Origin of the sequence: Emticicia agri (genome assembly GCF_004168285.1) — a bacterium.
GTDB classification, from domain to species: Bacteria; Bacteroidota; Bacteroidia; order Cytophagales; family Spirosomataceae; genus Emticicia; species Emticicia agri.
Genome location: NZ_SEWF01000017.1, coordinates 39,340 through 53,891, shown reverse-complemented (window position 1 = coordinate 53,891; position 14,552 = coordinate 39,340). Strand labels below are relative to the sequence as shown.

Here is a 14,552-nt window from a genome sequence, read left to right as displayed (position 1 = left end):
GTATGTATATTATTCCTCATTTCACCTCAAAATTATGTTAAAAACCTATCGACAATTTCCAATCAGGCAGATTGCTATTACTTTGCTTGTGGGACTTTTCTTGTTTGGCGGCGATGTTTTTGCCCAGAAAAAAGAAAAGAAAAAAAGAAAGAAAAAAGGCAACGCTACAGCGATGGCTGAAAAACCGGTGATTCCGGACCCGGTAAAAGTTACTTCAGTAGAAGGAATTACAGAGTACATGCTGGGCAATGGTCTGAGAGTTTTAATGTTCCCGGACCCCTCAAAACAGACCATTACGGTAAACATTACCTATCTTGTAGGTTCTCGTCACGAAGGTTACGGCGAAACAGGGATGGCTCACTTATTAGAGCACATGGTGTTTAAAGGCTCAACCAAACATACCAATATTCCACAAGAACTGACTGACCATGGTGCTCGTCCGAACGGTACTACCTGGCTCGACCGTACCAACTATTTCGAAACTTTCTCGGCAACCGAAGAAAACCTGAAATGGGCTTTAGACTTAGAGTCTGACCGTATGGTAAATTCGTTTATTAAAAAAGAAGACCTGGAAAAAGAGTTTTCAGTAGTAAGAAATGAATTTGAAATGGGCGAAAATGACCCCGAAAGCGTATTGAGCGAAAGAGTTATTTCAACCGCTTATCTGTGGCATAACTATGGTAACTCAACTATCGGTTCACGCGAAGATATTGAGCGGGTACCTATTGATAACTTGCAGGCATTTTATAGAAAATACTACCAGCCTGATAATGCGGTATTGTTGGTAGCCGGAAAAATTGACGAGGCCAAAACCATTAAGATGATAAACGAATACTTTGGCTATATTCCTCGTCCGACACGTGTATTGCAACCTACTTACACTGTAGAACCTGTACAGGATGGTGAACGTTCGGTTACCTTACGTCGGGTAGGAGATGTGCAGGCTATTGGTGTGGCTTATCATATCTGTGGCAATGCTCACCCTGATTATCCGGCTTTAGATGTGTTGCAAGGCATTCTGACAAGCGAACCGGCAGGTAAAATTTATAAAGCCTTGGTTGAAACCAAAAAAGCATCAAGCCAGTATGCTTATTCGTTTACCAACAAAGACCCAACATTTTTATACTTTAATGCGTCTGTTCTGAAAGATAAAGATTTAGAAGATGCCAAAAAGACCATGCTGGCTACTTTAGATGCGGTTCCGACAATGGAAATTACCAAAGAAGATGTAGACCGTGCCAAAAACGAAATTCTGAAAACGCTTGAGTTGACTTTACGCAATACCGAAAGAACAGGGCTGCAATTAAGTGAATACATTGGTGCAGGCGACTGGCGATTGGTATTTATTTACCGTGATGCCATAGAAAAAATAACCCCTGCTGATGTAGCTCGTGTAGCCAAATTCTATTTCAAGCCATCGAACCGTACGATAGGTTTATTTATACCGGAAGAAACTCCCGACCGTGTAAAAGTACCTGAGTCTCCAAATGTAGATGATTTAGTGAAAAACTACAAAGGTCGTGCGGTAGTGGCACAAGGTGAGGCATTTGACCCATCTCCGGCAAATATCGAAAATCGTACCAAACGTGGACAAGAGCCTAATGGCCTTGAATATGCGTTTCTACAAAAATCAACCCGTGGTAATACGGTAAGAGCCAATATTACTTTAAGAATGGGCGATGAACAAAGTCTGCAAAACAAGCAAACCATCGCTTCTTTTACTGCTTCGATGCTGAATAAAGGCACTAAAACCCTGAATCGTCAGCAAATCAAAGACAGTCTTGACAAAATCAAATCGCAGGTATTTATTGGTGGTGGTGGTAATAACGTTGTGGTGAATATCGAATCAAGTAAAGATAATTTACCAAAAGCATTGGCTATTGTTAATGATATTCTGAAAAATCCGGTATTTGATGCCAACGAGTTTGAGAAATTAAGACAAGAAAGCATTGCACAGATAGAGTCTCAGAAAAGCGACCCACAGGGCCTGGCTTTCACAGCATTCCAACGTACCATGAATCCATATCCTAAGAGCGATGTGCGTTATGTAGGAACATTAGACGAGCAACTGGAGAATGTGAAAAACGTGAAATTAGAAGACGTGAAGAAGTTCTATACTGATTTCTATGGAGCTTCGGCCGCTACTGTTTCGGTAGTAGGTGATTTTGACGAGCCAACCATTAAAAATATTATCAGTACTTCTTTGGGTACCTGGAAAAACCCTACTCCATTCAAACGTATTCAGGCTGTTTATCAGGATATTGCGCCGAGTGCTAATGCCATTAAAACCCCTGATAAAGCCAATGCATTGTTCCTGGCAGGTGTGAACTTGCCTTTACAGGATACTGATGTAGATTACCCTGCTCTTATTTTGGGTAACTATATGTTAGGCGGTGGTTTCCTGAGTTCTCGTCTGGCTGTCAGAATCCGTCAGAAAGATGGGCTTAGTTATGGTGTAGGCTCACAATTATCGGGTGCACCATTTGATAAATCAGGTAGCTTCATGACTTATGCTATCTATGCGCCTGAAAACGCCGAGAAACTGGAAAAAGCGTTCTTTGAAGAAATGAATAAAGTCGTAACAGAAGGTTTTACGGAAGAAGAACTGAAAGCCGCAAAAGCAGGTTGGTTGCAAAGCCGCAGTGTATCTCGCTCGCAGGATAATGAGTTATCAAGCCGTTTGAATAACTATCTCTATTATGACAGAACTCTTGCTTTTGATGCTGACTTTGAGAAAAAAGTAGAAGCACTAACCGCAGAGCAAGTAAATGCTGCCATGAAAAAACACGTTGACCCTAAGAAAATATCGATTGTAAAAGCAGGTGATTTCGATAAAAAGCCAGCAACAGGCACAACAGGTACTGCTCCGGGTGTGCAGGGAAGTGGAAAGAATTAATTGTTTAATACTCAATTTACAGAAACAGAGTCGGCTAGCTAACCGACTCTGTTTTGTTTAATAAGCCTTTATACTCATTCAAACCTTTCTCAGTCAGGTAGGGTACGATCAAAGTAAAGGCAATATTCAGATAAGTAGGTAATTTATCTTCTTCTTTGCCCTCAAACAGAATTTCGGCACTTGCCAGCCAGAAATCACCAATGATAAAAAGCTGATTGAAAAAGTTTTCGTACTGTCCTTTAATAATATCAGGTTTTAAAAATCCGGCCTGAATACCTGCCTCCATACCCATTCTAAAAAAAACTCTGCGACTGGCTACCAAGTCACGGTGTTTTTGTTTCAGCCTCGGATTTCTACGGGTAAGACTGATAAAATCCTGTATCAGAAATCTGTATTTATAGAGTTTTTCAAAAACAAAAGCAGCCAGGGTATAAAACGCCTGTAAGTTTATGGTATTAAAAACAGAGGGTTCTTCAATGACATTATTTAATTCTTCTATTAATTGTTCATAAAGTGTTTCGGCAATGGCATCGGTATTCGGGAAATGATAACACAAATTGCCGTGGCTCATGCCCAGTTCTTTGGCTATATGCCTTACTGTAACTGTATCAACCCCGTATTGATTAAATAATTGTAATGCTGTTTGAAGAATCCGTTGTTTGGTGGTCATGAAAGAATCAGGGAATTTTTAGCGAAGATACAAAAAAAACTCAATTAGGACATTTGTTCTAATTGAGTTTTTGCTTTTATAGTTCTGGTAAGGGTTTACTTTTTGAATATTCTGTATAACCTACCTTCGTCTGTAACTGCATATAGTGCCCCATCTTTACCTTGTGTAATATCACGGAAACGTTGGTTCTCTGACTCTAACAATCTTTCTTCGCCTGTAACTTTGTTATTTTCAATCACCAATCGGGCAATGTGCTTACTGCTCAGGCAGGCCAGAAACAAATTATTATTCCATTCAGGTATAGCGCTGCCGCTGTAGAATGTCATACCACTGGCAGATACCACAGGGTCCCAGTAATAAACAGGCTGTTCCAACCCTTCTTTCTGCTGAATACCCTCGCCAACTTTTTCGCCTTTATATTCAATACCGTAGGTAATGGTTGGCCAGCCGTAGTTTTTTCCGGCTTTTATCAGATTTACTTCATCTCCACCTTTGGGGCCAAATTCATTTTCCCACAAATCGCCTGTAGTAGGGTGCAAGGCCAATCCTTGTACATTTCTGTTTCCATAGGCATATATTTCGGGTCTGGCGCCAGATTTCCCCTCAAAAGGATTCCCACTGGCAGGTTTACCGTCTTTGGTTATTCTCAGAACTTTGCCTAATGCCGAATTTAAATCCTGTGCCTGAGGTCTTGTTTCAAGGTCAGATCTTTCTCCGGTACTCACAAACAGATTACCACTTTTATCAAATACAATTCTGCTTCCATAGTGTTTATCTCCATCATAAACCGGAGTAGCACGGTAAATAACCGTGGCTCCTTCAATCATTTTTTCATCGGCCGAAAGTTTTCCTTTAGCTACTGATGTAAGATTACCTCCCGGACGCTTTTCTGAAAAAGTCCAGTAAATCATGCGATTAGTATTGAAATCCGGGTCAATGGTTATTCCTAACAAACCACCTTGCCCTTTAGCGTCAACTTCCGGTATGCCTTTAATAGGCTCACTTAGCGTACCCGAAGTAGTAGCAATGCGCATAGTACCTTCTTTCTCTGTAATTAATAAACGGCCATCGGGCAAACTTGTAATGCCCCAGGGCTTTTTCAGGTCTTTTGTGAGTACAGCACCCTCAAAAGCTGTTTGCGTTTTTACCGCCGCTATTCTGGTTTGTCCGTCAAAAGCAGGTTTATAATTGGTATTTGGTTTTTCGGTTTCTACCGAAGCCGCTGTTGAGATACTATCTCCATCGGCAGTAGTTTCAGGAGCTTTGGTAGAATTGTTTTTGCAAGAAGAGAGCCCAAGCAGTGTAGCTGCCAGGATTGTTAGCATTTCTTTTTTCATTGTTGTGTTTTATTTGTGTGATCAATAGGTCTTAAAATGTAATGCCAGCAGAGAGGATTGTATTTTAAGACAATTAGTATGTATAACTAAATTGAAAGCAAAATGTCTGAAAACAGCGTGAAATAAATTTGTTAGTGGTAAATTTCAGTAGTAAAACAACCGTTTCATTGGTAGAAAAAGTTGCTTCATTACAGTTTTTGAGGGTTTTAATAAAAATTATAATTAGAACGTTTGTTCTAATTAATTATATTTTAGTACATTTGTTCTAAATTTTAATTATTACTCCAATGACAGCCAAAATAAACAATACCTATTTGCTTTTAGTAAGAAATATACTCGTTGCTATAGGTACGGGTTCTTTAATTGCCTACACTAATTTTCATGTTGAAACCGGATACTGGGCTATGTCTGCTATAGCACTTTCAAGTTTCCTGATTGGTTTTTTAGAGCCTCGCAGAGGCTGGATTCTTGCTTTGATACAAGGGGCTATTGTGATAAGTTTTTATTATATTAAACCTATTAAACCTGTAAGCGAAGATCTGGCCATGTTTACCTCACACATAGCCGTAGTGATGTCTCTAATTTTTAGTTTCGTAGCCGGAGGTTTGAGAAGATTATATCTGAAAAAATAAGACAGAGCTATTTCTGATAAATTTATACAGATGGCAAGGGGTTTTAATAGCCCTTTTTTTATGTTTAATAGTATATAAGCAAATAAGCAAGAGAGTATAAGTACTAATAAGAGAGTAGCTATTATCTCTTAAAGGTTTATAAGTCGGGAAATTCTCTTAACCCAAGATTTTAATTATTGATTAGCGCGCATAAACGCTTATTTTTTACTAATTTACCAACAGACTTTAACACTCTGAATATATCTTCTATGCGTTACCTTTCCCTGATTTCGCTATGCCTGCTTTTTTCTTGTCAGCAAAAAACATCCCAACAGACACTTTCGCCTGAACACCAGAAAGCCTTAGCATCTTTGTCTGTCATGGAGGCCTTTAAAGTAGAAATGGTAGCCGCAGAACCATTAATAGCAGACCCCGTAGCTATGGAGGTTGACGAAGACGGAAATATGTATGTGGTTGAAATGCACGGTTATCCTTTAGATTTGACCAGAACCGGAAAAGTAAAATTACTGAAAGATACTGACAACGATGGCTATCCGGATACAAGTACCGTATTTGCCGATAGTCTGCGGCTGCCTACTGGTATTATGCGCTGGCAGAAAGGCATTATTATTACTGATACCCCTGATGTAATTTATTTAGAGGATACCAATAATGACGGTAAGGCCGATATAAGAAAAGTAATGCTGACTGGCTTTGCCCTTTCTAATCCGCAACATAACCTGAATACCCCCCGCTTTGAATTGGATAACTGGATTTATTTAGGACACGAGGCAGTGGTTACACCTTTTGTATATAAAAAAGAGTTTGGTGATGAGGGCCAAAACATCTATTTTCCGGATAAGCCTGATGGACAAACTTTAGGTAAAAATGCCAATGGCCGTGCGGTAAGATTCAAGCCTGACAGCTATCAGGTAGAAGAAGTGTCTGGGGAGACACAATTTGGCCATACAATGGATGCCTGGGGGCACCATTTATATACCAGCAATGCCGACCATTTGTTTCATGAGGTTTTAGCCAGTCAATACCTGAAAAATAACCCGAACTTATTAGTTTCTAATGCTACTCAGGATATTTCAGACCACGGCAATGCAGCAGAAATATACCCGATTACCGAGAATCCGAATCATCAGTTGTTGACAGATGTGGGCGTAATTACTTCTTCATGCGGGGTTACCTGGTATCTGGGTGGCGCATTCGGAGATAAGTTCAGAAATGTAACTTTTGTAGGTGAGCCTGTGCACAATATGGTTCATGCTGATGTGATTAAAGAGGCAGGCGCAAGTTTTACAGCCAGCCGATTGAACGAAAAATCTGAGTTTTTAGCCTCAAAAGATGATTGGTTTCGCCCGGTAAATTTCTATATCGGACCAGATGGAGCATTATATGTGATTGATTATTACCGTCAGATTGTTGAACATCCGGAATGGATGTCTGACGAAATCAATCAATCAGGTGCCTTATATAATGGTACTGATAAAGGTAGAATTTATAGGGTAGTACCAGAAAAGGGTTTGCCTATGAACTGGCTCGGCAAACTTAACCTATCAAAACAGTCGGATGCTGAACTGGTAAAATTATTGGAGAACGAAAACATCTGGTATCGTCGCACGGCGCAAAGGTTATTGTTGCAACGTCAGGCAAAAGGCGTGAGTAACGATTTAAGGAGTATTCTGAGTAAAAGTACCTTGCCTGAAGCAAAAATTCATGCCTTGTGGTTGTTAGACGGGTTAAAAAGCGTGGAAAGTCAGGATATTATTCAGGCGTTTCGTGACGAAGAAGCAGGTGTAAGAGAAAATGGAATCAAATTGGCCGAAAACTATATCAATCAATTGCCTGCAAAACCCGATGCAGAAAAACTGAAGAAAGAATTGGTTAGCTTGCGCAACGATGGTAATAACAAAGTAAGGTTTCAATTATTGAATACATTAGGGTTTGTAAAAACACCTGAATCAGAACAGGCTCGTCTGGATATTCTGAAAAGAGATTTTCATGATAAATGGATAGGAATAGCCTGTATTGCTTCCTTTGCCGGAAAAGAGAATCAGGTATTTAATTTTGCCATAAAAGAACTGGCTAAAGAAAAATCAGAAGAAACCGCAGAGTTTTTCTCTAATATAGGGGCTACCATTGCTAATAGTGGTAATAAAGAAGTGTTTGCCGCTATTTTTTCTTATATAAGTACAACGGGCGAAAACGCAAATGATGATTGGTGGAAAGCTGCTACCCTAAAAGGAATCTCTAAACTCTGGCATTACAAAGGCATTACTATTACGTTGACTGACGCAGATAAAGAACGCCTGCTAACGGCATTTTCAGACCAAAGCTCACCTGAGTTCAGAAGTGCGTGTCTGGATTTATTAGAAGTAACAGGCTTACCTAAAGGGAGTTCAGGAAAAATAAAAGAAGCTAAAGATATATTGAGCGATAAAGGCCATGATGAAAAACTGCGTGCTGATGCCGTACAATTGCTTTCAATGGCTAATGCCAATGCGTATAAGAAAGACTTTTTACAGATATTGACGCTAAAAGAACCTGAAGTTGTACAGGCAAGTGTCCTGAAAACACTAAGTAAAATCGGAGATAAAGCTATCTTTACATTCTTACTACAAAATTTTAAGGGTTTCTCTGCACCAATTCAGCAAAAAATAGTGGAGTTGTTCATGGCGAAGCCTGACCGGATTCCTCTGTTATTGGCGGCATTAGAAGAAAAAATGATTGATAAATCGGCCATTGGCTGGCGACAAATGGTTGACCTGATGAATTATGAAGAGACCAATATCCGTGCCTATGCCCGTAAGGTACTGGCCGTAAACGAAGACCGCAAGGCTGTATTGCAAGGTTATATGAAAGCATTGGATATGAAAGGGGTACAGGCAAACGGAAAACAGGTATTTGAGAAAAACTGTGCTACCTGCCATCAGATTGAAGGGGTGAATGGAGTTAATTTTGGCCCTAATCTTTCGACCCTGAGAAGCAGAAATGCTACTTCGATTCTGACCGAGATTATCAATCCGAATAATTCAATTGCAGATAAGTATGATTTCTGGACTTTGACTTTTAAGAATGGCACTACTATGGGAGGCTTGATATTGCAAGAAAATGCCAATGTACTAACCCTTAGAGAAGTGGGAGGAAAAGAAAGCGTAATACAGAAAAAAGATGTGGCAAAAATGGTAAAATCAGAAAGTTCTATTATGCCGAATGGTCTGGAAAATGCCATTAGTGTAAAAGAAATGGCCGATTTAATAGCGTTTATTCAGAATAAATAAATGTAATATGAGAAAAATCTTCTTATTGGTCTATCTTGTTTTTTTTAGTTTAAACCTATCAGCACAGGATACTTTGAAACTCAACGGAATTAAAAAACCTGTTGAGATAATCAAAGACCAATGGGGAATTGCGCATATTTATGCCCAGAACGACGAAGACCTGTTCTTTGCACAAGGTTATTCTGCTGCTTCTGACCGTCTTTTTCAGTTTGAAATGTGGCGAAGACAATCCACAGGAACCGTTGCAGAAATATTGGGTACAAAAGATATTAAAAGAGATATTGGCACCCGGCTTTTTAAATTCCGGGGAAATATTGAGCAGGAACTTAATCACTATCACCCTCGTAGTGCCATTATTATAAAATCATTCGTCAAGGGCATCAATGCTTACATAGCTGAAATATTAAAGACACCTGAGAAACTTCCCTTTGAGTTTAAGCTATTAAATATTAAACCCATGCCCTGGATACCTGAAGTAGTTATCAGTCGTCATCAGGGACTATTGAGTAACGTACAATCAGAACTGAATTATGGCAGATTAGTCCATCTGTTAGGTGCGGAAAAAGTAAAAGATATACTGAATTTCCATCCGGGCGAACCCAATATTGATTTAGATAAGAACATTGATGGAAAGTTACTTTTTCAGAATATACTTGAGTTATATGATGCTTTCCGTAAGCCTTTAAGTTTTAAAAAAGAAGAAGTAAAAACCGGCTTTCTGGAAAATACCATAGATGATTCAAGATTTACAGGCTCAAATAACTGGGTGATTAGTGGTAAAATCTCACAAAGTGGTTTTCCGATGTTGGCTAATGACCCACATAGAGCACAAAGTACGCCAGCCCTACGTTACTGGTGCCACCTGAATGCACCGGGTTGGAATGTAGCAGGGGGTGGAGAGCCAACCATACCGGGCATTTCAATAGGACATAATGAGTACGGTGCATGGGGGCTAACCATTTTTCAAACCGATAATGAGGATTTGTATGTATATGAAACTAACCCTAAGAATCCGAACCAGTACCGCTACAAGGGTATTTGGGAAAATCTGAAAATCATTACCGATACCATTAAAGTAATGAATGCTGAGCCAGTGATTGTTCAGTTAAAATACACAAGGCATGGCCCTGTGGTATTTGAAGATGCCAATAATCAGAAATTATTTGCCGTAAGAGCAGGCTGGTTAGAAGTTGGGTGTTCGCCTTATCTGGCCAGTTTACGTATGAATCAGGCAAAATCGTGGGACGAGTTCAGAGAGGCCTGTAGTTTTAGTAGAATTCCGGGCGAAAACATGATTTGGGCAGATAGAAAAGGCAATATAGGGTGGCAAGCAGTAGGTATCTCACCTGTACGCCCTAATTGGGATGGTTTAGTACCAGTTACCGGAGACGGGCGATATGAATGGGCGGGTTATCTCAATATCAGACAACTGCCTAATAAATCGAATCCTGCCGAGAATTATATTATCACGGCAAATGATAATCTTACACCGGAAAATTTCCCTTACCGGAATGCCATCGGGTGGGAGTGGGCGAGTCCGTACCGGGCACATAGAATTGAAGAGGTCTTAGGAAGTGGCAAAAGACAAAGCGTGACGGATTTTATGCAATTGCAGAATGATTATGTGTCTTTGCCTGCCCGAAACTTTGTGCCACTCTTAAAAGGTGTCTCCTCTAAAGACAAAGACACTGAAAAAGCCATAAAACTACTATTGGATTGGGACTTTGATATGCAACCTTCTTCTGTTCCTGCTACCATCTATTTAGAATGGAGCGAACTGATGGAAAAAGAATTGATTAAGCTGATGGTACCCGAGAATGCCCGCACGTATATTAAATACTTATCTACTACTAAAATGGTTGATTGGTTGGTGTCGGGTAGAAAAGAATTTGGTATGAATCCTATTGAGGGGCGAAACGAATTTATTATCGGCTGTTTAGAAAAAGCTGTTCAGGCTATCAGAAAAAGACTTGGCAATGATATGACCGACTGGCAATATGGCCAGTTAAAGAATAAACATATTTATATCACTCACCCTATGAGTGGCCTGGTTGGTGAAGAGATGAAAAATAAAATCAATGTAGGGCCATTTATCAGAGGAGGAAATGGAGAAACGGTGAATAGTACAGGTGATAGCCTGAATCAGACACATGGCGCTTCTTTCAGAATTATTATAGATACCAAAGACTGGGATAAAACACTTGGCAATAATGCACCCGGACAATCAGGTAACCCTGATGACCCACATTACAAAGATTTGATAGACCTGTGGGCAAAAGGGCAATATTTTCCTGTTTATTTCTCTAAAAAGAGAATCAAAGACGTAGCAGAAAAAACAACGATTCTTAAACCCTAAGCATAAGGATTATCTACATTCTTAGGTTCGTCAGTAGGTTTGTGATGAAACCTCTTTATGGTATCAACAGCCCCCTGTTTAAGCAAAGTAGTATCGTTGGCGGCTGTTACAAACCTGAATCCCATTTCTGACATTCTGATAGCCACTTCCGGAGAGGGACATTGTATGCCGGCAATGAGGTTGTTTTTCGCACAGGCGTTTAATACTTTGTCAAAAGCTTTTAAGAGTTCAACATCATCAAAATCACCTTGACGGGGGCGTCTCATAGAGATGCTCAAATCCCAGGGGCCTATATAAAGCCCGGTCATGGTAGGCGTCAGGGCAATATCCTCTACATTTTTTAAGGCTTCAGCCGTTTCAATCATCGACATTGTTACAATTTCTTCAGTCGATTTCTCAAAATATCCTTCACCGCCATAGACACTTGCTCTTACAGGCCCAAAACTTCTATACCCATCGGGTACGTATCTGCAAGCGCCTACAAAACTTTCTGATTCTTCACGGGTATTAATCATGGGGCATATAATTCCATAGGCTCCCATATCTAACATTTTCATATGCGAAGCAGGCTCATTCCATTGAACCCGTACCAACGGAACGGTATCTGTAGTAGAGATAGCCTGAAACATGTTCAGAATTGTCATATGGTCGCTGGCTAATCCATGCTGGGCATCAATCGTCATGGCATCAAAGCCCGAATGTGCTACTACTTCGGCAGTCCATGAAGAAGGAATCGTAACCCAGGCATTTACTACAGTTTTATCTTCTTTCCAGAGTTGTTTCAATCGGTTAGGGCGCATTCGTTTGGTCAGTTTTGTGGTTAATACTAATGGTTAGCTGTCTGTTATTCGTCTCGCATACGTTCACGGGATACATCTCTTTCCTTAATGGTCTCACGTTTATCATAGAGTTTTTTACCTTTTGCCAGTGCTATTTCTAATTTAGCCAATCCACTATCATTAATAAACAAACGTGTAGGTACAATGGTCAGACCCTGGTCAGTGAGTTTATTATCCAGTCGCTTCAATTCTCTTTTTTTCAACAAAAGCTTTCTGTCACGCAAGGGGTCATGATTATAATGCGTTCCCTGGTCGTACTTAGATATATTCAGATTTTTGACAAACAATTCACCATCAATAAAAAAACAATAGGCGTCAGTCATATTAAACTTATTCATGCGTATCGACTTGATTTCTGTTCCTGTCAATACCATTCCTGCATCATACTTCTCTAAGAAGAAATACTCAAATCCTGCCTTCTTGTTAAATACATCAATCTTTTTTGCAATTTTCTCTTTCATAGGTATATACTGTTGTATAGAATAAATAGACTATACGCTTAATAATTCAACAAATGCGCTAAAAGCCAAGCGGTTTGTCTTAAAGGATAATACAAAGTTAAGCATAAAAAAAATCCCTGCCTCAAAAATAGTGACAGGGATTCCGACTTACGTGCTTTCCTAATAATCCATGTATAAGCTCTATCTGGATTCGATTCCAAGTGAGGTTTTTCAAACATTATTGAAACACCCCGATGCAAATCTGAATAATTTTTGATACAAAACCGACCCTCATTTCATGCACTTACTTCCTCAAATTGTGTATCTCTATTCAAATTTTGCGTGTATTACTGTTAAGTAGCGCAATTTATGATATAAAACATGAAAACGCAATTAAATTGAGATTTTTCTTGCAAAAACAAGTTATTCTACCTGTTTTTGCATATTTTAATATCGCTGAATTTAACACTCTAAAACTGTGCCAAGTTCCCTGGTTTATTTATCAAAAGGATACGTTAAAGTGTAAATAATTGATAGTCAGTAAATTATTTATTTTTTTTCTTTTCTATGGGCATTTTTTATTGGGCGTAAATTTATTCAAAAAAAAATGTAATTTTTTTATTTTTTTTTGTTATATTTATATTCTTGCCAAAAAAGACCATAGTTTTTTGGGTAGGAAAAAAAGTGTACAGAAAAACAATGGCTTTTCTCTTCTCCGTACCTGGCTTTTCTATACTGCTTTTGGTAAGCACCTCTATGAATACAATCTGCTCAGAATGTGTAATTGAGTGCAGAAACTTTTCACAGAGTTTAGTAGTTATTTTATTTGGAACAAAATTTTTTAAAATTGCTTAATTCACCCATTTTTTCTACTGCTAAACATCAGGAAACCGCCGTATTGGTTGGTCTGATTACGCAGAAACAAAACGCTGAGCGTACGCATGACTACCTCAACGAATTAGATTTTCTGGCTACTACAGCCGGAGTTGTTACTAAAAAAACATTTGTGCAGAGACTGGAAAGAGCCGACCAGAAAACGTTTGTAGGCAAAGGTAAATTAGAAGAAATAGAAACATGGATTACCGATAACCCTGTTGATACGATTATTTTCGACGATGACCTGACGCCTGCTCAGGTACGTAACTTAGAGGCGGCATTTAAGGATATAAAGATTTTAGACAGAAGCTTGTTGATTTTAAATATATTCTCTCAACGTGCCAGAACCGACCAGGCCAAACGACAGGTAGAGTTAGCACAATATCAGTATTTATTACCACGATTAACCCGTATGTGGACTCACTTGAGCCGCCAGAAGGGGGGTATTGGTATGCGCGGCCCGGGAGAAAAGGAGTTGGAAACGGATAAACGGATTGTGCAGGACAGAATTGCTTTTTTGAAAGATAAATTAGACAAGATAGATAAACAAAGTGCTACCCGCCGCAAAGAACGTAGCCGACTGGTACGTGTGGCTCTGGTGGGTTATACCAGCGTAGGTAAATCAACGCTGATGCGTCGTCTGTCAAAAACTGAGGTATTTGCTGAGAATAAGTTATTTGCCACCATTGACTCTACTGTCAGAAAAGTAGTATTAGGAAATATCCCTTTTCTCTTAACAGATACTGTCGGGTTTATCAGAAAATTGCCTACCTCTTTAATTGAATCTTTTAAATCGACCCTCGACGAGATTCGGGAAGCAGATGTATTAATTCATGTGGTAGATATTTCTCACCCGGCTTTTGAAGAGCAGATTGAAGTAGTGAATTCAACACTGGCAGAAATTGGTGCGGCTGAGAAACCGACTGTTCTGGTGTTTAATAAATTAGACCTCTTTAAACCCGAGACAGAAGAGAATCTGGACGAACACCTTGAAACTGTAACAGAAGAGGATTTGAAACGTAATCTGGAAAAACTGAAAAGAAGCTATCTGACCAAAAATACAGAGAATGTAGTATTCATTTCGGCTGAACACAAAGAAAATATCAGCGAGTTGCGTGATATTTTATTAGATAAAGTTCAGGAAAAACATTTCAAGATTTATCCGAACTGGGATCCTTCTTTGAATCCATTGTATGAATGGCAATAATTGAATGATTAACACACAATTGTAGTAACA

Annotated in this window: 9 protein-coding genes; 5 read left to right on the top strand and 4 right to left on the bottom strand. The window is 39.3% G+C overall.

Annotated features, from left to right (window positions below; all coding sequences use genetic code 11):
• Nucleotides 1-34: 34 nt before the first annotated feature.
• Complete coding sequence (locus EWM59_RS13075; RefSeq protein WP_130021427.1) at nt 35-2,896, top strand: M16 family metallopeptidase; 2,862 nt, start codon at nt 35-37, stop codon at nt 2,894-2,896.
• A gap of 34 nt (nt 2,897-2,930) precedes the next feature.
• On the opposite strand, the gene EWM59_RS13070 is transcribed toward EWM59_RS13075, so the two are convergent.
• Nucleotides 2,931-3,566: a TetR/AcrR family transcriptional regulator gene (locus tag EWM59_RS13070; RefSeq protein WP_130021426.1), complete on the bottom strand. Its 636-nt coding sequence runs from the start codon at nt 3,564-3,566 to the stop codon at nt 2,931-2,933.
• A 95-nt stretch (nt 3,567-3,661) separates the two neighbouring features.
• Entirely contained in the window at nt 3,662-4,903 is a 1,242-nt protein-coding gene (locus EWM59_RS13065; RefSeq protein WP_130021425.1) for a PQQ-dependent sugar dehydrogenase, read from the bottom strand.
• 287 nt (nt 4,904-5,190) lie between these two features.
• Between EWM59_RS13065 and EWM59_RS13060 the strand changes: the two genes are divergently transcribed.
• From EWM59_RS13060 to EWM59_RS13050, 3 genes are all read left to right on the top strand, one after another.
• Nucleotides 5,191-5,535: a hypothetical protein gene (locus tag EWM59_RS13060; RefSeq protein ID WP_130021424.1), complete on the top strand. Its 345-nt coding sequence runs from the start codon at nt 5,191-5,193 to the stop codon at nt 5,533-5,535.
• Nucleotides 5,536-5,783: 248 nt separating this feature from the next.
• Nucleotides 5,784-8,804, top strand: a complete 3,021-nt coding sequence (locus EWM59_RS13055; RefSeq protein WP_130021423.1) for a PVC-type heme-binding CxxCH protein — start codon at nt 5,784-5,786, stop codon at nt 8,802-8,804.
• Nucleotides 8,805-8,811: 7 nt separating this feature from the next.
• Nucleotides 8,812-11,160 (top strand): penicillin acylase family protein, encoded by a 2,349-nt coding sequence (locus EWM59_RS13050; RefSeq protein ID WP_130021422.1) that lies wholly within the window; start codon nt 8,812-8,814, stop codon nt 11,158-11,160.
• Here EWM59_RS13050 and EWM59_RS13045 read toward each other — a convergent pair.
• Together EWM59_RS13045 and smpB are read right to left on the bottom strand one after the other, a co-directional pair.
• Nucleotides 11,157-11,960 carry an HpcH/HpaI aldolase family protein gene (locus EWM59_RS13045; protein ID WP_130021421.1) on the bottom strand — a complete coding sequence of 268 codons (804 nt, stop codon included), beginning with the start codon at nt 11,958-11,960 and terminating at the stop codon, nt 11,157-11,159. The genes EWM59_RS13050 and EWM59_RS13045 overlap by 4 nt on opposite strands.
• Before the next feature lie 44 nt (nt 11,961-12,004).
• Nucleotides 12,005-12,460 (bottom strand): SsrA-binding protein SmpB, encoded by a 456-nt coding sequence (gene smpB, locus EWM59_RS13040; protein ID WP_130021420.1) that lies wholly within the window; start codon nt 12,458-12,460, stop codon nt 12,005-12,007.
• An 826-nt stretch (nt 12,461-13,286) separates the two neighbouring features.
• Here smpB and hflX point away from each other — a divergent pair.
• Complete coding sequence (gene hflX, locus EWM59_RS13035; protein ID WP_130021419.1) at nt 13,287-14,522, top strand: GTPase HflX; 1,236 nt, start codon at nt 13,287-13,289, stop codon at nt 14,520-14,522.
• The last annotated feature ends 30 nt before the right edge of the window (nt 14,523-14,552 follow it).

Bases quoted from the DNA above. Each gene is read 5' to 3' on its own strand.
- EWM59_RS13075 (WP_130021427.1), top strand. From the start codon at position 35: ATGTTAAAAACCTATCGACAATTTCCAATCAGGCAGATTGCTATTACT.
- EWM59_RS13070 (WP_130021426.1), bottom strand. From the start codon at position 3,566: ATGACCACCAAACAACGGATTCTTCAAACAGCATTACAATTATTTAAT.
- smpB (WP_130021420.1), bottom strand. From the start codon at position 12,460: ATGAAAGAGAAAATTGCAAAAAAGATTGATGTATTTAACAAGAAGGCA.
- EWM59_RS13065 (WP_130021425.1), bottom strand. From the start codon at position 4,903: ATGAAAAAAGAAATGCTAACAATCCTGGCAGCTACACTGCTTGGGCTC.
- EWM59_RS13055 (WP_130021423.1), top strand. From the start codon at position 5,784: ATGCGTTACCTTTCCCTGATTTCGCTATGCCTGCTTTTTTCTTGTCAG.
- EWM59_RS13060 (WP_130021424.1), top strand. From the start codon at position 5,191: ATGACAGCCAAAATAAACAATACCTATTTGCTTTTAGTAAGAAATATA.
- EWM59_RS13045 (WP_130021421.1), bottom strand. From the start codon at position 11,960: ATGCGCCCTAACCGATTGAAACAACTCTGGAAAGAAGATAAAACTGTA.
- EWM59_RS13050 (WP_130021422.1), top strand. From the start codon at position 8,812: ATGAGAAAAATCTTCTTATTGGTCTATCTTGTTTTTTTTAGTTTAAAC.